We start from the raw sequence: 19,105 nt of genomic DNA, 5'->3' as shown, positions 1-19,105 counted from the left end.
CTAAAATCTTGAAGGTATTTACATATTTTTGTCGAATAACCATTTATATTGGAGGTGATATCATGAATTACTTAGTGTCATATGATTTAATTGGACCTAATCGAGATTATGATAAAATAATCAGTAAAATTAAAACATATTCAAGTTGGGCATGTGTTCTAGAATCTGTATGGGTAATAGGTACAGAAAAAAATGCTACACAACTTAGAGATGACCTTTTCACAGCTATGGATGGCAATGATAAATTATTTGTTGCTCAGTTATCAGGATCCGCAGCTTGGAACAATCTATCGGATGAAGTTTCATCTTGGTTAAAAAATAACCTATAATTCTAAAGTGAGCTTTATAGCTCACTTTTTTTAGTTTCTACAGTACCATCTGAACCAACCTCATAAGAAATCCCCTCATGCTCAGCTTCAAGATCATCAATACTCATTTGTTGAGGTTGTATTAGTAATGAAATATTTGTACCTGCAGCTGGATAAATAGCGTTCACTCGGTCTACATCCTCTGTTGCTACATTAAATTTGAGCACTGTCTTTTTATTGTCACGCTGTAAGTTCACAAATTCAGCTTGAATCGGCTCATATGGTCCCTCATCATCTGAAATTGTTAAAATGGTCATTTTTCCTGTTAATCTTAATAGGTCAGCAGCATGCTTCGTTTCATCTGATAAAATATGAAACATTAAAACTTCCTTCTTATCGTCCTTTTGCATTTTTTTAAAGAGAACATTTATTTGAATGTCCTTTGTTTGTACTGTTTCCGCTGTTTCTGTTGTCATTTGTAACACTCTCCTATACAAATAATTGTTTTTGAATCATTTTCACATACCAATTCAAATCGATTTTTCGTTTCTCAAATTGATCTAGTGGACCATTCCACACAATAGCTTGCTCTGGACTATTAGAAACTTTTTGATATTTTTCATCACGTACCTTATAAACACCGCCACGCTTTGGATCGGTTGTTGCAAAAATACGATTTACCTTTTGGAGTTCTATCATTTGCATTTTGCCACCCTCAAACGCTTCACATGCCATACCCTCAAATTTCCCTTGTTTGGCCACTAACTGAAATGCTGTTAGATCCTTTTTAAATGTATTAATGACTGTTTTTTGAATAGGTATATCATGCATGTAGTAATTGACCAGGGCTGTATCGATAATGGATAAACTATTACGCTCCCAGGTCCCACCCTCGAAATTTTTCATAATTCCTTTTGCAACGATTTTTCCATCAGAATATCGAACACAATAATTATTGGCATCACGTTGAGCAATTTTATTAATCTCGTTTACTTTGAAATGTATTTCATAGTGTTTACTGAATCGCTCAATGACTTCATCGATAAAAGGCAGAAATGACTTATCCTCATATTTAACAATTAACCCATCTGTATTTGATTGAATAAGCTCTATAAATGGCTCCAATAACACAATTAGATGTGTAAGAATAAGTTGGCCATTTACTACAATGTTGTTAAATTGTTGGGGATCAAATAGCGCATTAAATTCTGACTTACAAGCACCTACTGCAGCATTGAGCAAAATTTTATAAATTTCCTCTTTTGACTCACCTGCAGCTTGATACCTTAATCGATCCTGGTATATTTTTTCGTATCGTTCGGGCATCTTAGCTGCTCTACTTATAAATCCATTGTTAATCTTTAAGGTTGGAAAGTAAGATTTTGCATCAATGTGTAAGAAGTACCCTTCACCTAAATAATTTTCTTTTGCTGCATGCAATCCACCAAAACCATACGTGTGTGTTAATCCAGCAAGTTTATATTCAAATTGTCGTTTTTCTAAATCAGTAACGGATCCGCCTTCTAAATAAGAAACGTGGATATTGTTATAAAAATCGACAACCGATTTTGGCAATTCATTAATTTTGAGTCGCTTGTCATAGCTAAGTTTCAATCGATCACGTTTGTGGTCCTTCATTTTAAAAGCCTTTAATACTGTAGAAGCTAGATTTGCACGTGTCTTTTTTACATCACTTGGATGTAATTTGAATGTCTCAATAATTTCAAACTTTGAAGCAAAATAATCTTCACGTTTTTGAAAGGCTACACCAGTTGCTTTTACATCGTTTTCACAGTAATCAAGGATTGTTTTTATTTCATCTGGTGACAATTCCTTTTGGTCAAAATCAACAGGTGTTTCAATAATGTCCATACCTAGATTGGCCATAGCTTCTTTTAAAGAAAGTGATTTATTTATCAACTCTTGCTTAACGTCCAAAGTAAGAAAGCCGCAATTTACTTTTCGCTTAAATGTGCCACCTATAATTTGTTTACTTATTTCATACGGATCCTGGTCGGTTACAATGGCCCATAAAATGATGTCATCATAATGATAATTATTGAAGCCAACAAGAATATCTTTTGAAGAAAGAGCGCTTTGTAGGCGCTCTTTATCATTGTGTATGCGTATGATTCTATTGTTGGCCAGATTTAAGATGACACACATCCAATCGTTAGGGAAAACCTCGAAATCATACACTTTGAACATATTAGAATGGCTCCGGTTGACTCAATGAGAAGTTAACGAATGTACCCTTATTAGATTTTGAGTGCTTAATGTCCATTTCACATTGAGTACCTAGTGCTTCTTTAAAGGCGTTTACTAAATCTGTTTCTGGAGAGCCAAATACAGATGGATCTAATTCAATGTTGAGTGCTGCAGCACATTTCATTGTTTGTTTTAATGCACGCTCCATCATTTTTTCAGTGAAAAAGATCATTCCAAAATGTTTACGGTTTTCAAAGCCTTCATTCAAGAGTTCAAGGTCCAGTTGTAACCACTCTGTACCTTTATCATTTACTCGCCAGTGTACCTCTGAAAGTACAACATCATAACCACCCTCTGGTAAAGCCTCATAATCATCCACTGGTGATGTTTTAGGATCGAATCCCTCTGCTAATAATTTTTGAGCCATAGCTGCTAAGTTACTCATATTCTTCGTCTCCTTTGGTAATAGTGATAATAATTTTTTACATTGTTCTTTATCAAACATACCGATATGTGCAGTTTCTCTTGTTAATTCCATCATATCGGCTAATTGTTCATAAGCTTTTGAACGACTAACTTTTCCATATTTCCAACGCACATCAAAACGTGCATGGCACAATTTACGTAGTTCTCTCAATTCAGCATTTGCCATTGTGCCAAGAGGCGTTTTACCTCGACCATGTGTACCTACCCTGGCATCACATGGCCTACATAAATATAAATTGGTACGATAATCTGTGCCATAAAAATCTTTCGAACTGATAAATTCAGCTGGTACCTGGCAATATGGACAAATCATTTTGTACGTGGAGCTCTCGGTGCTCTTGGTGCACCTGGTTTAGCTGTACGTGGTGCTTTTACAGTTGTGTTCGGTGCATTGGCAGGCGGTGGGTTGTCATTCACATATTGTTCGATGTCAGGATCAGCACTTTTTGATTCTTCTTTTATCCCTTTTTCATATTCTTCTTTCGAAATAGGGTTACAATGTTCGAAATCTGGATCATCTGGAACAACATCACCTTTTTTATACATCACATAAGAATCACTTTCTGGATGGAAGTAGTAAGAATCTTCATCAAAAACTTTTACATCTTCTTTTACTTCCTCAGCGATTTGAGTTAGTGTTTTCTTTTCTTCAACTGGCTTTGATGGTTGTTGAGGTTCACTAGCTGAGCCTTTATCAAAAGCACCAATTACAGAATCTAAGATTTTTAAAATACGCTCGTCCTCAATCCAATCACGTTGATAATTTTTACGGCGGTCCACAACGCGGCGAAGATATTTTTTACCGATTTTTTGACACATGATGTTCAGGTCACAGTTACCATTTACAACGTTTAGATCTTTATCTCCTAATGAGGGAATTGGCTTTTCTAAAGTGCCCTCTAATTTTGTCGCATAACGGCTAATGTAAATAACATTCATCGGCAAGGCTTTAAGACGGACCACAATTGAGGTAATGAATGTTTTACGCAACCCCCAGCCTTTGCCGTATGGCACATCACCTACATAATCAACACCATTTTCCTCACAAATTGCTTGCTCAATAAGTGTGACTAAATCATCTATTACATCGATAACCACCGTTTCAAAGCCGTGTCCTCCTTTCTCCAAGTCTTTAATAAGCTCTAACATCTGCTCAACAACAGTGACTTTAATTGTACCGGTCTTTGGATCACGTTCATTTTTTAAGTCAACCGATGGTGTTTCGATTTGTGCTGCGTTTCCATCAGTATTAAAAATAACTGGATTAGGGAACTCACTCGCTAAAAAGGATTTACCGTTCATTGTTGGTCCCCAGATAAAGTAATTACGTGGTGTTTCAATTGTTTTCTTTGGTTTATTTGGTGGTAGTGCCATGATTATTTAGCCTCCTTAGCTTTTTTCATAGAAACTTTTGTATATCCCTTTTTAGGTGTTACCTTTTCAAATTTTTTAGCAATGCGTGGGTGTGATTCACGCAAAGCTTTTGTATCTATTGATGTGGATTCAGTAGGAAGCACCAAAGTTATAGTGCATCGATCCGTTTCAAATGATTTCACTTTATGGTCCATCATTAATTGGTATAGCTTGTCTTTCATAGCCTTATATTGTGATTCAATTTCTTTGTATGATTGAATTTGTAGCTCGAATTTTTCTACTTCACCAGCTACAATGGCAATCTCATTTTTTTCTTCTAAAGTAATAGAATAATATTCAACCTCAGTCATTTCGGGTTGTCGTTTTAATGCTTCACAACGCTTCCAGAACAATTCAATAGCTTGTAAGATTTCATTGATTTGTACATCGTCTCGATGGACCACTTCAATTTTCAATCGTTCAGGATCAAACTCAGCATCGAAATTATCAGGACGTTCATACAAAGCTAACCATCCTGCAGCAAGGTTAAATTCATTCATATACAGTTGCATTTGAACTTTGTATACATCCATTGTTGGATTTTTACCATGTGATTTAATTTCAAGTAATAATGATTCTTCGAAATCAGCGCCATCACAGTTACCACGTATATTTCTTTCTTTATTAATAACTGTTTCTGGTTTAAAATTCGTTTCGTTTATTACGTTAATGTAGTCACGAATTTGTGGCTCCATTGTTTGGCCATATACTGTGTATTCATTTCCTTCAAATACGGTCGGTACTAAGCCAGTTTTTTCTTTTGCAAGTTCAAATTGTGACTTGTACTTGCTAAGACCTAAAATAATTGGAACATCCGAACCACCAACAAATACGCTACGGTTTTCGATGACGTTTTTATCATCTGTTTGGAACATCTATTTTTCCCCCTCCAAAGCAATCATTATTTTGTTATGAATTTCCTGAACTTGTTTTAAGTAATTTTCCAAGCCGTTTACGGTAATTCTATCAATCAACAACTCTTTGTTTACGATTAGTTTTAAAGCGTTCAAAATGGTATCTGAATAGCCCTTAAATCGCCATTTATTTGATGATTCCTTTGATATTGGATTAAGAACTTCTTCAAGCCGTTCAATTTGGACATTAAGACTGTCATACTCTTTAATTCGGACAATGCCCAGATCGATGAGGATTGCCTTTTCTTTTGTTTCACTCATTTTGGCCCCTCCATATACTTCACAAATAGTTCGTCTGTGAAGTCTTTCTTTGTTTTCAAGGCACCGTAGATCAATTCCTCAATCGTATCTTTGGTGATAAAATGATAGACTGTTACTTTTTTATCCTGGCCATTTCGATAAGCTCGTCCAAGTGATTGATCATAATCCTGTAAACTATACGTAGGAGTATAGAAGATAACTAGATTGGCATATTGTAATTCAATACCTGCAGCACCAGCCTGGTATTGAACAAGCGTTACACTACCTTTTAACTTTGGCCATGTATTACGAGCTGGCAATTCAGACCGTTGGCCACTTACCTCAAACACTTTTTTCTTCGATTTGCCCAACAATAAAAGCAATGCTTCTTTTTCAGCTTTAAAGTTATAGAAAATAATGATGTTTTCATTGGTACTTTCAGCAAGCATTTCAATATATTCAAGTTTGTTCTTTTGATTGGCATAGAATCGTAAACCCTGTGCCAATTTTGGATAAGTGTCATAGACAACTTTTTCACCATTAACCTCTAAAATGCGATCTTTCTTTAGCTTCAAATACTCAGTGGATCGTTTGAAAAATACATCTTCAATTAACATTGGTGGCAAATCCAAACAATCATCTTTCGATAGCTTTACACTAAAAGATTGATACATTTGCTTGAGTATATTTTCACGTGTCCACCCCACTACCCTATTTACTCGGCGTTGGCCTAGATACAGCGTGTCAAAGATGCCAAATTCACGCTCAAACTGCGTTTTACTTTGTGCCAAATTAAACATGATGAAATAGTTTATTGTGTCCCCCCACCCATTGCTGGATGGTGTGGCAGATAAAAGTACAAAGTACGTACTTGCCTTAACTAAATTTTTGGCTGCCTTACCACGTTGTGAAGTAGATGTTTTCACGTAATGGCATTCATCGAATATGACAAACCAACCTTTGTATTTCTTCCAGTCACTAGCAATCTTTCCGTAGCTTAATAGATCATAATTAATCTCTATACCGTAATGATTAACGACCGTTTGAATATCCCTATCCCATCCCCCTTCTTTAATTTTTTGTGGTGGAGCCACAATCAATAGTGGTTCTCCATTGTAATGAAGTAGATAATGATGGATAGATAAAATTGTTTTGCCAGTACCTGTATCAAGTGCATATAACCAATTTGGACGGGCTGCCTTTAATACATCTTTTTGGTATTCATATAACATGGAATCGGTCGAGATTAACTCGGACATCTTCGACACTGTATGCGACAAATGCTACACCCCCTGCAGCTTGAATTTTTTCGATATTGTATTTTTGGAGCTCGCTCACAACGCCACCTGGTCGCTTCACTTCAATGCCAACAAACTTTCCATTGATACAAGCAAGAATGTCAGGTACACCCGACTTCTGAAACATGTCACCATGTACCTTCATCCACCAATAGCCATTTGATTCGAGCCATTTCTTTATTTGATTTTCTATTGTTTTTTCGAGTGGTTTTCTCGTCATACTAGGAAACAACCTCCCGATTTGATATAATGACTTTTGAAAAGACTTGTATGTGGGCCTATAACTGTTCCAGCGGTATAGGCTCATTTTATTTTGCAAGGAGCATTTCACCCTTTAGATGCTCTGTAAGGTAATCATCTAAATTACTTTCTAAGACAACTGATTCACCGAAAATATAATAAATATCCCCTTTTTGAATCTCAGTCCCATACATATCTTCGTTTGGATAATCTTCAACTGTTTTCATTAAAGGCACCACCCTTTCAATTTGTTAATTGCATGAACAGCTCACGATCATTGTTAGCTAAAGCCATATCAATCAAATGCTGGCGGTTCATTTCTTCGATTTCATTTACAAGGCTGATTGTTGCTGGCTTTAAGATAATGCCATCTTCCTTAATCAAATGTCCTTCATTTACAGCCATTTCAATAGCTTTAGCTGCGGCTGCTCTAAGTAAGTCCTCAAACAACTAAATCACCCCTACCATTTAATAGTTAGACCTAAACCTGATAAATGCTGGTTAGCTATATAGCCATTCTCTTTTAATGTCTGTTGGAAAATGGCAACGATCTGCTTATTGGTTTTGTGGTAATACGTATACTCACAAAGACCTTTCTCAGCTTGATTTTCAATGCCTTTAACGAGATTTTTGAAATCATCACTTTGCAATGCGTCAGCCCTTAATTTGTCAAAGTTGCTGACACTTACTTTTTTCATCTCAGCTGCAGGTTGTAACTTCATCCCTTTTCACCTCCTTTCATTGCCTCATAAACTTTCTGAGCATAGGCTACTTGCTGCCAAATGTATGGATCTGTTTCTTTGCCACCGCTGGCAAGCCAGTCACCTATGCGACCTTTAACATCTAATAGGACAGCTATAGGTAACTTGCTAGCAACCGTACTCAATAAATACAGTGGCGAAATATTCATCAATGTTTCACCTACTAACTCCACTGGAACAGGTTTAATGTTCATTTAGTCACCCTTTCTAAAAATTAAATAAAAATTATCATCTAGAAACTTTGCCATTTTACTAGCATGGAAAGACCAATTTTTGCCCCTTCCTTCGGGATAGTAGACAAATCCACCATTATTAACATCTAAGATTTTTTTAAATCTAGTTGGATAAAGAATGTTGTCTTTTATCCAACGCCACTCTTTTCCTACTCGTTTTTCTAAATCTTTCATAGTCCAATACTGTCCACTTAATTTTTCTTGCTGTAATTGCTCGTATTCAACTTTCTCAACAAGTACAAGATGATCAGGTACGTTTACAGTTAAATTAACTTGTAATTGTTGCAATTCAATCACCTGCCCTAAATGTCTAATATTTTACGGATGTGTTTAATGTGTTCCTGCGCTTTCGGCCCAGATTTATTACCACGAATAATGTCTGATAGATAAGCATTTGAAATCCCTACCATTTTAGCTAATTCCTTTTGCCTCATTTTTCGTTTAAATAATTCTGATCTTACTAATGCTCCTAAATCTTCTTTCATCCTTTAACCTCCTAAAATCCAACTGACGTTGCTACCGTCATATAAGCTATAAGTTACGACTATACCGTCATTGGCTCGGTATCACAGCTCTTTACTTTTTTGGAAATTTCTAAGCTAAATTATTAGCCGATTGTATTGACACAAAGTATCCAGTAGTATACTATTTAGACATAGCTAAATAAGACTTCTAAAAAGCCTGTAAACATTACATTTGTTCCGTTCCCCAACGTCAAAATGTGTTTAAATAGGTCGTATTTTTTGTGCTTTTTTTAGCTAATAACTTAGCTTATGTGAACATAATAATACAGTTGGATACTAATTTCAACTATTAATTATCCAATTGTATAATTTATTTTTCTCTAAGCAGTCGGAAAGGTTGATATTATGCTATTCGAAAGGGTAAAAGAATTATCTGACCAACGTGGAGAGAATCTAAAAGTAGTTGCTCAAAAGCTTGGATTTAGCGAAAATGCTTTTTATAAATGGAAAACTCAAAGTCCAAAATCTGAAACGTTAGAGAAAGTTGCAGATTACTTTGATGTTAGTACAGATTATTTACTTGGGCGTACTGATAAAAAACATTACTATGATCTAACTGAAAAAGATGAACAAGATATACAAAAAGAACTTCAAAAAATGATTGACGGATTTTCTCAAAGTGGTCATGCAGCATTTGATGGTAGAACACTGGATGAATTAAGCGAGGAAGAATTAGAAGATAGAGAATTGTTAATATCCAGCTTAGAAAACTCATTGCGACTAGCTAAAAGGGTAGCAAAACAGAAATTCACCCCTAAAAAGTATCGTTAATAGGAGTGTTGCTTGTGTCGTCAATTAAGTCATTAGTAAATCAGTTAGTAAAAAATTATGGCACAAATGATCCATTTGAAATTGCCAAATATATGAACATTCTTATTGTATTTGAACCGTTAGGCAACGCACTAGGGTATTACAGTAAACATTTTAGAGTACCCATAATTCATATAAACCAGGATGCAGATAGAAAATCTCAAATCTTTATCGCTGCACACGAATTAGGTCATGCTGTCCAACATTCCGACACAAATACTTCTTTTTTGAAACTACATACCCTCTTTTCTACTGATAAGTTGGAGATAGAGGCAAATACATTTGCTGTCGAGTTATTGTTGCCTGACGAACTATTTTTGGATCAAGACAATTATTCATGTTTTACCATCCATGATGCAATTAAAGACAAAGGTATTCCAGAAGGACTACTTACTTTAAAAAACATAGATGGTAAAAAAATTACCCTAAAATAGAACGTACATTCCCAATTTGTAGTATTTATGAAAGGAGGATCACCATGGCTAGCTTTCAGAAGCGAGGCAAGACTTGGCAGTATACTGTTAGTAGAATGGTCAACGGTGAATCCAGGCCAATTCGAAAAGGCGGATTCGCCACAAAAAAAGAAGCCCAAGTAGCAGCTGCAGAGATAGAAGCAAAGTTGAACAAAGGGCTTAACCCTATTATTAAAATAGAACCGATAGACTCCTATTTTAAAAGATGGGTAGATTTATACAAGTCTGATAATGCTAAGGCTACACAAGTTCATTATGAAAACACATTTAAGGTTATCCAAAAGTACTTTGGTTCAACACCTATTCAACATATTAAAAAGAGTGATTATCAAGCCTTTTTAAACAAGTATGGCAAAACTAAAGCTAAAGAAACAGTTAAAAAAATAAATGCTCATATAAGGGCTTGCGTACGTGAAGCTGTAGATGAAGGAATCATTCAAACTGATTTTACTAGAAGGGCAACTCTCACTGGAAAAGATTCAAAGAAACAAATTGATAAGCATATTAATTACTTAGAAAGTAAACGCCTTTCTAAAGCTCTATGCGATGTTTTAGAAGCTGAACATAGACAAGTTTACTATATTATTCTTTTAGCCCTTAAATCGGGAATGCGGTTTGCTGAAATTATAGCATTGCAAAGAAAAGACTTTGATTTTAAAAACAATACTATCAGCATAAACAAGACTTGGGGCTATACTTCATCGTTTGAAGATGGTGAAAAAAAGACCAAAACGGAAACGTCTAATCGTGTTATTAAAATGGATAAAGTGATTATGGATATGTTCCAAAAGTATTTCAATGATACCCCCGAAAATATTCACAAACTAGTATTCTATAATCCTGAATCAAAATATAAAGTTTTTAGCAACACGGGCGTAAACAAAGCATTAAAAAAGCTATTAAACGAATTAGGTATTGATGAAATTTCAATTCATGGTTTACGCCATACACATGCAAGCATTTTATTTTACAAAGGTATTTCTGTTCAATATATTTCAGAACGGCTTGGACACGCGGATGTCGATACAACTATTCGTATTTACACACATTTGATTAAAGAGCTACGAGAAGAAGACGAAAAAAATACAATGAATGTATTAGCTGCTTTATAGTTTTACACATATTTTACACACAGGTATTTACAAACGCCTATAAATATTGATATGATTGCACTTGCTCTACGTGGTTCGAGACCATCCCACGAAAAAAAACTAAGGAGAAATGAATATGAAGATAAAATTTTTAGCAGCAAGTGGTATTATTGCAGCTTTATATATTGCTGTGACAATGCTTGTTGCACCATTTGGTTTTACAGAAGTACAGTTCCGCGTATCCGAGATTTTTAACCATCTAGTGGCCTTTAATCCACGCTTTGCCGTAGGGATCATTATTGGAGTATTGATCTCCAATCTTTTTTCACCACTTGGCATTTACGATTTAGTGTTTGGTGTTGGTCATTCTATGATCACACTTGGACTGTTCATTTTAATCTGTAAATTTGTCAAAAATATTTGGGCACGTTTAATTATTAATACATTTTTATTTACATGCACTATGTTTATCATTGCCTTTGAACTAAACTTAGCCTTAGAGCTTCCATTCTTCTGGACTTGGCTAACAGTGGCTGCTGGTGAGTTTGTTGTGTTAGCAGTTGGTGCACCTATTATGTATGGACTAAATAAACGTCTTCACTTTAAAAATTTGATTTAACAGACGAGTCTTAGGATTCGTCTTTTTTTCTTGACACTATTCTGAAAATATTCTACAATTCTTTCTAATAAATGCAAGGAAGAAGAGTAGTAGCAAGCACTGTAACTTCAAGAGAGCTGGTGGTAGGTGCAAACCAGTAGTATGTACTTGTGAATGGACTTCAGAGCAGCCTTATCCAAATGTAAGGCCGACCCACTCCCCGTTATCGGAGTAGAAGAGCGCGCAAAAATGCGAATCAAGGTGGCACCACGGTTACTCGTCCTTTTTATGAGGATTGGAGTGGCTTTTTTTTATGGAAAAATAGTATAGAGGAGTCGAGTAAAGATGAGTACAGTAGTAGAGAAAAAAGGTTATTTTGGTGAATTTGGAGGAAGCTTTGTTCCAGAGGAGCTTCAAAATGTCTTAACTATTTTAGACGAGAATTTCCAAAAGTATAAAGATGATGAAGACTTTAAGAAAGAATTGGATTACTATTTCCGTGAATACGTTGGACGTAAATCCCCTCTTTACTTTGCAGAAAATTTAACAAAGCAATTAGGTGGCGCAAAAATTTATTTAAAACGTGAAGATCTTAACCATACAGGCTCACATAAAATCAATAATGTATTAGGCCAGATTTTACTAGCTAAACGTATGGGAGCAAATCGCGTTATTGCCGAAACAGGCGCTGGACAACATGGTGTAGCAACGGCAACTGCTTGTGCCATGTTCGGGATTGATTGCACCATTTATATGGGCTTGGAGGATACAAAACGTCAGGCATTAAATGTATTTCGTATGGAGCTTCTTGGTGCGAAAGTAGTAGCTGTTGATAAAGGGCAAGGTCGCTTAAAAGATGCTGTTGATGAAGCGTTCGCTGATTTAGTAGAAAACTATGAAACAACATTCTATTTATTAGGCTCAGCAGTTGGACCACATCCTTTCCCTTCAATGGTTAAACATTTTCAATCTGTCATTAGCCGTGAAAGTCGTGAGCAAATTTTAGCAAAGGAAGGAAAGCTTCCAACAGCCGTCCTTGCCTGTGTCGGCGGTGGTAGTAATGCCATTGGAGCATTTGCTGATTATATTGCAGATGAAAGCGTTCGTCTTATTGGAATCGAACCCGATCAAGCTGCTACATTAAACGAAGGGACGCCTGGGGAGCTACATGGCTTCAAATGTTTAGTGTTACAAGATGATGAAGGAAATCCCCTACCAACATATTCAATTGCAGCTGGTCTAGATTACCCTGGAGCAGGTCCAGAACATAGTCATTTGAAAACAATTGGCCGTGCGGAGTATGTAACTGTTACAAACGAAGAAGTTCTAGAGGCGTTTCAAGTACTTTCAAAGGTCGAAGGTATTATTCCTGCCCTTGAAAGTTCACATGCAGTTGCATATGCTCTAAAATTAGCACCAACTTTACCATCTGAGGAAAGCATTATTATTAATATCTCAGGTCGTGGTGATAAAGACGTTGAACAAGTTTTCCATATGTTAACAAAATAGTATTGTAAAAGAGCGATCTCCCTTTTTGGGACATCGCTCTTTTTACTTTATTTTAGTAAATTTCTGTAATATTATTTGCCATTAGGATTTACCTCTAAAACACTGTAGCTTACACTATTATGAAATTGCCTTTTTATGCAGCTTAATTTTCAGTTTTTCTAACATATCAACTGTCATTTTAGCTAAATCATACTCTGCTTTAAAGCCCCATTCTTTTTGGGCTGCTTCTATATTTAAAGAGTTTGGCCAGCTATCTGCTATAGCCTGACGCACTGGGTCCACCTGATAGTCCATTGTGAAATTCGGTAAGTGTTTCTTGATTTCAGCTGCAATTTGCGACGGTTCAAAGCTCATTGCTGTAATATTAAAAGCATTACGATGAACTAGCTTATTACCATCTGCCTCCATCAAATCTACAATAGCTTGTAAAGCATCTGGCATGTACATCATATCCATAAACGTACCCTCTTGGATATAAGATGTATACTTGCCCTGTTCGATCGCTTCATAGAAAATCTCTACCGCATAATCAGTCGTACCACCACCTGGAGGTGTTACATAGGAAATTAATCCAGGGAAGCGTACACCACGTGTATCAACGCCAAAACGATTAAAATAATAATCACATAGTAACTCACCCGCTACTTTATTAACGCCATACATTGTCGTTGGTCGTTGCAAAGTATCCTGCGGTGTATCTTCCTTCGGTGTAGATGGGCCAAATGCTCCAATAGAGCTTGGCGTGAAAAATTGCATATTTAACTCTCGTGAAACTTCCAATGCATTCATTAATCCACCCATATTTAAATTCCAAGCTAACAATGGATTTCTTTCAGCAGTAGCAGATAATAATGCCGCTAAATGCATCATCGTATCTGCACCGAAATCCTTTGCTAGATCATGCATTCTTTGTCCATCTGTCACGTCCAATATTTCAAATGGGCCCTTAGTATGTTCAAGCTTTCTAATATCTGTAGCAAGTATATTGTCCTCTCCATAAATACCACGAAGTTTTTCTACAAGCTCAGAACCTATTTGACCAAGTGCCCCAGTAACAATTATCTTTTTCATTTCTCAAAACCTCCACATGTGAACAATTGTACTTATGGAAAGTACAAAAATATATTGATAAACATTGATTTAATAACACTTTCAATGAAATTCATTATAATGTGTTCGTTTTGAAAATACAACAATTATATTAACGATATTCCTTAAAAGGAACAAACAATCCCTTACTTTCAGTATATGAACTCATAAAAAATATTGTGCTACAAAAATATATAAAACACATTTGTACATCTGAAGGATACACATTTTGTTGTTAACTCTATTTTATAAACAAACAAAAAAGAATCCCCTTTCTCATAGGAGATTCCCTTTCAACATTTTTCTTTGAGAATAAATTATATCGAAAAACGTTTTACAGCTATTTGCAAAACTTTTGATACTTTGCGCAATTCTTTAATATAATTATTGAATTGTTCCTGTGCTGCCAATTGGTCTGCTGTTAGTGTAGCAACATGCTTAGTAGACATGGTATTCGTATCCGATAAAGCTGTTAACATAACAGCATCCTCACTTACTGTCTTTGTGTGATTGGCAATCTCTTGAACAGTGGCAGTTACTTCCATCATATAAGGCTTAATAGTATGTACTTTTTCTAAAATTTGATCGAAGCTTGACGCAGTTTGCCCTGTTACAGCAACACCTTTTTCAGTTGCCACCAACACGCCCTCCATCATTTGTACGGCATAGCTCGAATCTAAATGGATATTCTGGACAATGGATGTAATCGTTTGTGTTGATTGGACCGTTTGTTCTGCTAACTTGCGTACCTCATTAGCAACAACCGCGAATCCCTTTCCATGTTCTCCTGCTCTAGCAGCTTCGATAGATGCATTTAACGCTAATAAGTTGGTTTGTGCTGTTATTTTTTCAATGACCTCAATCATTTGATCAATCGATGATGCACGCTCAACCAAATTAAAGATCGCTGTATTGGATTTTTCAACAGCCTCCTTAATAGCCTTCATTTGTGCTAAATTAGCCTGTACAATTTCTGTTCCGCTTTCTGCATCTCGTGCTGTATGATGTGCGAAGCTTTCCACGACCTGCACTTTCTCTAAGATGACCTGTACATCATGTAAAACTTCCTCTAAGGAAGCCGTATTGGAAGCTAATTTGCTTGTAGAAGCTGCCGTTGAATCAGCAATAGATTGTACATCCTTTGCAATTTTTAACGTTGTTGTTGATGATTGCTCTGAGGATTCTTGTAATTTACCTGTCATTTCCTCTACTTCATAAGCACTATCCGTTACAGTATGGAGTAAACGCTTCACCTCAGTAGTCATTTGATTGTACGACAATACTACCTCACCAAGCTCATCATGGGCCACATAACTAGCATTTGCAGTGAAATCTCCTTGCTCTGCTCGTTTTAATAATGACTTTAATTGGCGCGTTGGCACATTGACTGATTGGGTTGCAATAAATCCGATCAGAATGACAAGCATCACAACCGTTAAACATACACCCCCTAGTAACCAATATCCAAATTGCACATCTTTCTGATAAGATTTTTGTCGATCTTTAGCTCTTTCAACTAAATAATTTTGTGTTTCTTCTAATAATGTATGACTTTCTTGACTTATGGGTAGAAAAGTCTGCGAATAAAACTGCTCTAGCTCTCCTTGGTTCAATTGCTTATAGTCCTCAATCAAATTTTCCTGCTCCTTGAACAAAGCTTTATATTTTTTGATCTGATGACTCATTTTTTTATCGATTTCCTGGCTATCTAGTTGCTCAATAGGCATAGTCATGTCTTTTAAAACGACAGTCATTTCTTGATAATCACCCTTAGCATCTACTATAAAGTCTAGTTGACGCTGTGATTCTTCAAGCTCATTTAGCAAACTAATTGGGACAAGTCCCTGTGTGTAACTCTCACTTGCATGCCACGACATCTTCCTCAAATAATCTACACTAAACACACCTAGCAATACATTCGATAATACACAAACAATCATGAGTACAAGTAACTTGTCCTTCACCTTTATGAAACGAAAAAAATGCATGATCCTTGGCTCCTTCTCCAACTCTTACCAATAATAATAGTATGAGGATATAAAGCCAGTGTTATGTTTTTGTAAAGATTACGCGAAGAATTAAGAGTTTTTGCCCACTCGATAGTTCTATATAAGTAATTTAATATACTTTTTATTTCATACTATTGATCCTAATTAACACCAATTCACTTCCTGAAACCTTCCATGCATTCCCAACGTTTATAGTATATAGAGAATGGAGGTATTACATTTGTCGCAACTCAAGAGATTGGACGTTAGTTTAATAGTAAGTCTTCTTCTGCTAGGTGGTATTAGCTGCCTTTTTGTCCATTCTAGTAGTGTCAACTTCGCTCAATATTCTAGTTCCTTCATTATTAAGCAATTTATATTTTACTTTATTGGTTTTTTTATCATGTTTGGAATTTCCCTACTTGATATTGAACAATTAAAAAGGATTGGCTGGCCATTTTATGGATTGATAGTACTATTAACGGCTGGACTAATCATTGCACCAGAGAGTATAGCTAGGACCATCAATCAAGCTAAATCTTGGTATCAAATACCGTTTTTAGGCTCTCTCCAGCCATCAGAATTTTTAAAGTTCGCCTTTTTAATTGTTGTGAGTAAGGTCATTATTGCACATCAAGAGAAAAATGTACGCCCCTCTTATCTAGCCGATCTATGGCTACTCATAAAAATCGGGCTTATTGTCCTTCCTCCTACCCTTCTTGTTTATAAACAACCCGATACAGGAATGGTAATGTTGTATATGGCAATGATCTTACCAATGATCTTCTTTTCAGGTATTCAAAAAAAGCTTCTTGTCATTTTTACTGCCATCCCATTAGTGATAATTAGTACTATCTTAGTGCTCTATGTCAGATTTAACGAATTTTTTACAGAGAAAATTTTAGGTTCCTTGTCAGGACACCAAGTTTCTAGGATTTATGGATGGCTTCAGCCCTATGAATATACAGATTCATCTTTTCAAGTTCGCCAAGGCTTTTTAGCCATCGGATCTGGGGAATTAGCAGGCAAGGGTTATCTCAACAACAATGTCTATGTACCTGAAAAGCACACCGATTTTATATTTTCTGCCATAGCGGAGGAGTTGGGTTTTATGGGTGGAGCCTTTGTGATTGCCCTACTATTTTTCGTTATTTACCGTATTGTTCTTATTACAGTAGAAGCGAAGGACCCCTTTATGACTTTAATGGGCGCAGGGATTTCCAGCTTACTAGCCTTCCAAATTACTCAAAATATTGGTATGACGATTGGTCTCCTGCCTGTCACAGGTGTAACCTTACCATTTTTAAGTTATGGTGGTAGTTCATTGTTATCGAATTTCATGCTTATGGGAATTGTCATGATTATTCATAAATCTTATAAGGGTTATATGTTTAAGGTAGAGGATTAGGAGATGGAAACTTATGAATATTACATTAAAAAAGCGAATTCTTTTATTATTGCTAATAACAGGCGTAATTCTATCTGTATTGATTATCCGTCTCGCCTTTGTCATGCTTTAAAATACAAAAGCTGTCTCTTAAACTTAACTTAAGAGACAGCAATTATTTACAGCTGATTTATACTATCCACAACAACCTCAAGTATGCGTTCCAGATCTTCTTTTGAAATATTAAGTGGTGGAGATAATGTTAAAACATTATTAAACCCTGCAACGGTTGCCCCATTTTTCCCAATGATGACCCCTTGCTCTTTACATTTCGCAATGACAGTATTCACCTTTTCCACCGGTAAAGGATCTTTCGAGACTTTATCTACAACTAATTCAATCCCAATCAATAAGCCTTTTCCTCGCACATCTCCAACATTTGAATGATGCTGCAATTCTTGTTGTAAAGATTGTAATGTGGCAGCGCCCACTTCTTTGGATCGCTCGAACAATGCTTCTTGTTCAAGAATTTCAATATTCTTCAATGCTACTGCACATGCCACTGGGGAGCCGCCAAATGTATTCACATGGCGGAAATAGCCGTATGCATCAGAACCTGTAAACGCCTCATAAATTTCGCGTTTTACCGCAGTAGCAGATAGTGGTAAGTAGGCACTTGTAATTCCTTTAGCCATCGTAATAATATCTGGCTTTACTCCATAATTCATAAATCCAAAAGGCTTCCCTGTACGACCGAAGCCACAAATAACTTCATCGACAATCATTAAAGCACCGTGTTTTTTACATACTGCCTCAATGCCTTTTAAATAGTTTTCCGGTGGCATAATAACACCGCCACCTGTAATAATGGGCTCTAAGATCATGGCGGCAATGGTATCGCCTAGCTCCCATGTCATCGTTTTGTCTACAGCCTTTACACTCGCTAAATCTAACGGGGCAATAGTATCACTTTCATACTCGCGATATTGATCAGGTGGTGCAACATGGATAAACCCAGGTGATAGTGGCTCATATTTATATTTGCGCTCCGCCTGCCCTGTTGCCGCTAATGCACCGAATGAGTTCCCATGATAAGCACGGTAGCGAGAGACAATTTTATAGCGAGAGCTTTGTCCCTTTTGCTGGTGGTATTGTCGAGCTATTTTAAAAGCTGTTTCATTCGCCTCTGAACCGCTATTAGAGAAGAAAATTACGTAATCTCCACCAAGCATGTCATTTAGCTTTTCGGCTAGTTCGACTGCTGGCAAATGCCCCTGGGATAAGGGAGCATACGCATTTTTCATCATTTGCTCATGTGCAGCATCGGCTAATTCTTTACGTCCATAGCCAACATTGACACACCATAGCCCAGCCATCGCATCAATATATTCCACACCATCTGTATCAATAATTCTGGCACCATCAGATTTCTCCACTACATATGTGGCTTGTGGATTGTACGGTTTCATTGAATGCCATACATATTGCTCATCCTTTGTTAATACATCACTTTTAAGATTTGTCTGCGTCATAGC

The 19,105-nt window shown here is 36.3% G+C and carries 24 protein-coding genes, 1 riboswitch and 1 other annotated feature; of the genes, 7 read left to right on the top strand and 17 right to left on the bottom strand.

The features are described 5' to 3' along the window. Positions 1–62 precede the first annotated feature (62 nt). Complete coding sequence (locus RT445_RS00480; RefSeq protein ID WP_313469265.1) at positions 63–329, top strand: CRISPR-associated protein Cas2; 267 nt, start codon at positions 63–65, stop codon at positions 327–329. 14 nt (positions 330–343) lie between these two features. Here RT445_RS00480 and RT445_RS00475 read toward each other — a convergent pair whose 3' ends face one another. The 14 genes from RT445_RS00475 to RT445_RS00410 form a co-directional block, all read right to left on the bottom strand. Continuing rightward, positions 344–784 (bottom strand): hypothetical protein, encoded by a 441-nt coding sequence (locus tag RT445_RS00475; protein ID WP_313469263.1) that lies wholly within the window; start codon positions 782–784, stop codon positions 344–346. Between the two features lie 13 nt (positions 785–797). Next, positions 798–2,516 carry a DNA polymerase B gene (locus RT445_RS00470; RefSeq protein ID WP_313469261.1) on the bottom strand — a complete coding sequence of 573 codons (1,719 nt, stop codon included), beginning with the start codon at positions 2,514–2,516 and terminating at the stop codon, positions 798–800. Position 2,517: 1 nt separating this feature from the next. Continuing rightward, the gene (locus RT445_RS00465; protein ID WP_313469259.1) at positions 2,518–3,315 is read right to left on the bottom strand and encodes a zinc-finger-containing protein; all 798 of its coding nucleotides are present in this window, start codon (positions 3,313–3,315) and stop codon (positions 2,518–2,520) included. Next, a complete protein-coding gene (locus tag RT445_RS00460; RefSeq protein ID WP_313469257.1) occupies positions 3,312–4,376 on the bottom strand; it encodes an AAA family ATPase in 1,065 nt (354 codons plus the stop codon). Before RT445_RS00460 ends, RT445_RS00465 begins: the two co-directional genes overlap by 4 nt. Positions 4,377–4,378: 2 nt before the next feature. Then, positions 4,379–5,290: a YqaJ viral recombinase family protein gene (locus tag RT445_RS00455; RefSeq protein WP_313469255.1), complete on the bottom strand. Its 912-nt coding sequence runs from the start codon at positions 5,288–5,290 to the stop codon at positions 4,379–4,381. After that, positions 5,291–5,590: a hypothetical protein gene (locus tag RT445_RS00450; protein ID WP_313469253.1), complete on the bottom strand. Its 300-nt coding sequence runs from the start codon at positions 5,588–5,590 to the stop codon at positions 5,291–5,293. Further along, on the bottom strand, positions 5,587–6,849 hold the full coding sequence (locus RT445_RS00445) for a helicase-related protein (protein ID WP_313469251.1): 1,263 nt from the start codon (positions 6,847–6,849) through the stop codon (positions 5,587–5,589). Before RT445_RS00445 ends, RT445_RS00450 begins: the two co-directional genes overlap by 4 nt. Beyond that, on the bottom strand, positions 6,791–7,087 hold the full coding sequence (locus RT445_RS00440) for a VRR-NUC domain-containing protein (RefSeq protein WP_313469249.1): 297 nt from the start codon (positions 7,085–7,087) through the stop codon (positions 6,791–6,793). The genes RT445_RS00445 and RT445_RS00440 overlap by 59 nt, the downstream gene beginning before the upstream one ends. An 88-nt stretch (positions 7,088–7,175) precedes the next feature. Then, positions 7,176–7,334 carry a YqaI family protein gene (locus RT445_RS00435; protein WP_313469246.1) on the bottom strand — a complete coding sequence of 53 codons (159 nt, stop codon included), beginning with the start codon at positions 7,332–7,334 and terminating at the stop codon, positions 7,176–7,178. Between the two features lie 16 nt (positions 7,335–7,350). Then, entirely contained in the window at positions 7,351–7,557 is a 207-nt protein-coding gene (locus tag RT445_RS00430; protein ID WP_313469244.1) for an IDEAL domain-containing protein, read from the bottom strand. An 11-nt stretch (positions 7,558–7,568) separates the two neighbouring features. Continuing rightward, a complete protein-coding gene (locus RT445_RS00425; protein ID WP_313469242.1) occupies positions 7,569–7,829 on the bottom strand; it encodes a hypothetical protein in 261 nt (86 codons plus the stop codon). Continuing rightward, positions 7,826–8,062, bottom strand: coding sequence for a DUF6877 family protein (locus RT445_RS00420; protein WP_313469240.1), 237 nt, complete (start codon positions 8,060–8,062; stop codon positions 7,826–7,828). Before RT445_RS00420 ends, RT445_RS00425 begins: the two co-directional genes overlap by 4 nt. Beyond that, positions 8,063–8,389, bottom strand: a complete 327-nt coding sequence (locus tag RT445_RS00415; RefSeq protein WP_305193562.1) for a DUF771 domain-containing protein — start codon at positions 8,387–8,389, stop codon at positions 8,063–8,065. 14 nt (positions 8,390–8,403) lie between these two features. After that, on the bottom strand, positions 8,404–8,586 hold the full coding sequence (locus tag RT445_RS00410; protein WP_066037010.1) for a helix-turn-helix domain-containing protein: 183 nt from the start codon (positions 8,584–8,586) through the stop codon (positions 8,404–8,406). Positions 8,587–8,967: 381 nt separating this feature from the next. Between RT445_RS00410 and RT445_RS00405 the strand changes: the two genes are divergently transcribed. From RT445_RS00405 to trpB, 5 genes are all read left to right on the top strand, one after another. Further along, positions 8,968–9,396: a helix-turn-helix domain-containing protein gene (locus RT445_RS00405; RefSeq protein WP_066037011.1), complete on the top strand. Its 429-nt coding sequence runs from the start codon at positions 8,968–8,970 to the stop codon at positions 9,394–9,396. A 14-nt stretch (positions 9,397–9,410) separates the two neighbouring features. After that, positions 9,411–9,869 carry an ImmA/IrrE family metallo-endopeptidase gene (locus RT445_RS00400; RefSeq protein ID WP_313469237.1) on the top strand — a complete coding sequence of 153 codons (459 nt, stop codon included), beginning with the start codon at positions 9,411–9,413 and terminating at the stop codon, positions 9,867–9,869. Between the two features lie 44 nt (positions 9,870–9,913). Continuing rightward, positions 9,914–11,020 (top strand): tyrosine-type recombinase/integrase, encoded by a 1,107-nt coding sequence (locus tag RT445_RS00395; RefSeq protein WP_066037013.1) that lies wholly within the window; start codon positions 9,914–9,916, stop codon positions 11,018–11,020. A 64-nt stretch (positions 11,021–11,084) separates the two neighbouring features. After that, positions 11,085–11,129: riboswitch (PreQ1 riboswitch) on the top strand. Positions 11,130–11,135: 6 nt separating this feature from the next. Continuing rightward, entirely contained in the window at positions 11,136–11,618 is a 483-nt protein-coding gene (locus RT445_RS00390) for a QueT transporter family protein (RefSeq protein ID WP_274795485.1), read from the top strand. A gap of 67 nt (positions 11,619–11,685) precedes the next feature. Further along, positions 11,686–11,885: a binding site (T-box leader), on the top strand. 57 nt (positions 11,886–11,942) lie between these two features. Continuing rightward, positions 11,943–13,106 (top strand): tryptophan synthase subunit beta, encoded by a 1,164-nt coding sequence (trpB, locus tag RT445_RS00385; RefSeq protein WP_274795484.1) that lies wholly within the window; start codon positions 11,943–11,945, stop codon positions 13,104–13,106. A gap of 117 nt (positions 13,107–13,223) precedes the next feature. Here trpB and RT445_RS00380 read toward each other — a convergent pair whose 3' ends face one another. Together RT445_RS00380 and RT445_RS00375 are read right to left on the bottom strand one after the other, a co-directional pair. Then, positions 13,224–14,177: an L-threonine 3-dehydrogenase gene (locus tag RT445_RS00380; RefSeq protein ID WP_274795483.1), complete on the bottom strand. Its 954-nt coding sequence runs from the start codon at positions 14,175–14,177 to the stop codon at positions 13,224–13,226. A 335-nt stretch (positions 14,178–14,512) separates the two neighbouring features. Next, positions 14,513–16,183, bottom strand: a complete 1,671-nt coding sequence (locus RT445_RS00375; protein WP_274795482.1) for a HAMP domain-containing methyl-accepting chemotaxis protein — start codon at positions 16,181–16,183, stop codon at positions 14,513–14,515. 241 nt (positions 16,184–16,424) lie between these two features. On the opposite strand from RT445_RS00375, the gene RT445_RS00370 reads away from it, so the two are divergent. Continuing rightward, positions 16,425–17,591, top strand: a complete 1,167-nt coding sequence (locus RT445_RS00370) for an FtsW/RodA/SpoVE family cell cycle protein (protein WP_274795481.1) — start codon at positions 16,425–16,427, stop codon at positions 17,589–17,591. 158 nt (positions 17,592–17,749) lie between these two features. Here RT445_RS00370 and RT445_RS00365 read toward each other — a convergent pair whose 3' ends face one another. Continuing rightward, on the bottom strand, positions 17,750–19,102 hold the full coding sequence (locus RT445_RS00365; protein ID WP_274795480.1) for an aspartate aminotransferase family protein: 1,353 nt from the start codon (positions 19,100–19,102) through the stop codon (positions 17,750–17,752). Between the last annotated feature and the right edge of the window lie 3 nt (positions 19,103–19,105).

It is taken from the genome of Lysinibacillus sp., from assembly GCF_032093475.1.
Taxonomy (GTDB): Bacteria; Bacillota; Bacilli; order Bacillales_A; family Planococcaceae; genus Lysinibacillus; species Lysinibacillus irui.
This window is presented reverse-complemented; position numbering and strand designations above follow the sequence as displayed.

Bases quoted from the DNA above. Each gene is read 5' to 3' on its own strand.
- RT445_RS00450 (WP_313469253.1), bottom strand. From the start codon at position 5,590: ATGAGTGAAACAAAAGAAAAGGCAATCCTCATCGATCTGGGCATTGTC.
- RT445_RS00375 (WP_274795482.1), bottom strand. From the start codon at position 16,183: ATGCATTTTTTTCGTTTCATAAAGGTGAAGGACAAGTTACTTGTACTC.
- RT445_RS00465 (WP_313469259.1), bottom strand. From the start codon at position 3,315: ATGATTTGTCCATATTGCCAGGTACCAGCTGAATTTATCAGTTCGAAA.
- RT445_RS00470 (WP_313469261.1), bottom strand. From the start codon at position 2,516: ATGTTCAAAGTGTATGATTTCGAGGTTTTCCCTAACGATTGGATGTGT.
- RT445_RS00425 (WP_313469242.1), bottom strand. From the start codon at position 7,829: ATGAAGTTACAACCTGCAGCTGAGATGAAAAAAGTAAGTGTCAGCAAC.
- RT445_RS00455 (WP_313469255.1), bottom strand. From the start codon at position 5,290: ATGTTCCAAACAGATGATAAAAACGTCATCGAAAACCGTAGCGTATTT.
- RT445_RS00475 (WP_313469263.1), bottom strand. From the start codon at position 784: ATGACAACAGAAACAGCGGAAACAGTACAAACAAAGGACATTCAAATA.
- RT445_RS00440 (WP_313469249.1), bottom strand. From the start codon at position 7,087: ATGACGAGAAAACCACTCGAAAAAACAATAGAAAATCAAATAAAGAAA.
- RT445_RS00380 (WP_274795483.1), bottom strand. From the start codon at position 14,177: ATGAAAAAGATAATTGTTACTGGGGCACTTGGTCAAATAGGTTCTGAG.
- RT445_RS00390 (WP_274795485.1), top strand. From the start codon at position 11,136: ATGAAGATAAAATTTTTAGCAGCAAGTGGTATTATTGCAGCTTTATAT.
- RT445_RS00395 (WP_066037013.1), top strand. From the start codon at position 9,914: ATGGCTAGCTTTCAGAAGCGAGGCAAGACTTGGCAGTATACTGTTAGT.
- RT445_RS00420 (WP_313469240.1), bottom strand. From the start codon at position 8,062: ATGAACATTAAACCTGTTCCAGTGGAGTTAGTAGGTGAAACATTGATG.
- trpB (WP_274795484.1), top strand. From the start codon at position 11,943: ATGAGTACAGTAGTAGAGAAAAAAGGTTATTTTGGTGAATTTGGAGGA.
- RT445_RS00365 (WP_274795480.1), bottom strand. From the start codon at position 19,102: ATGACGCAGACAAATCTTAAAAGTGATGTATTAACAAAGGATGAGCAA.
- RT445_RS00480 (WP_313469265.1), top strand. From the start codon at position 63: ATGAATTACTTAGTGTCATATGATTTAATTGGACCTAATCGAGATTAT.
- RT445_RS00460 (WP_313469257.1), bottom strand. From the start codon at position 4,376: ATGGCACTACCACCAAATAAACCAAAGAAAACAATTGAAACACCACGT.
- RT445_RS00410 (WP_066037010.1), bottom strand. From the start codon at position 8,586: ATGAAAGAAGATTTAGGAGCATTAGTAAGATCAGAATTATTTAAACGA.
- RT445_RS00435 (WP_313469246.1), bottom strand. From the start codon at position 7,334: ATGAAAACAGTTGAAGATTATCCAAACGAAGATATGTATGGGACTGAG.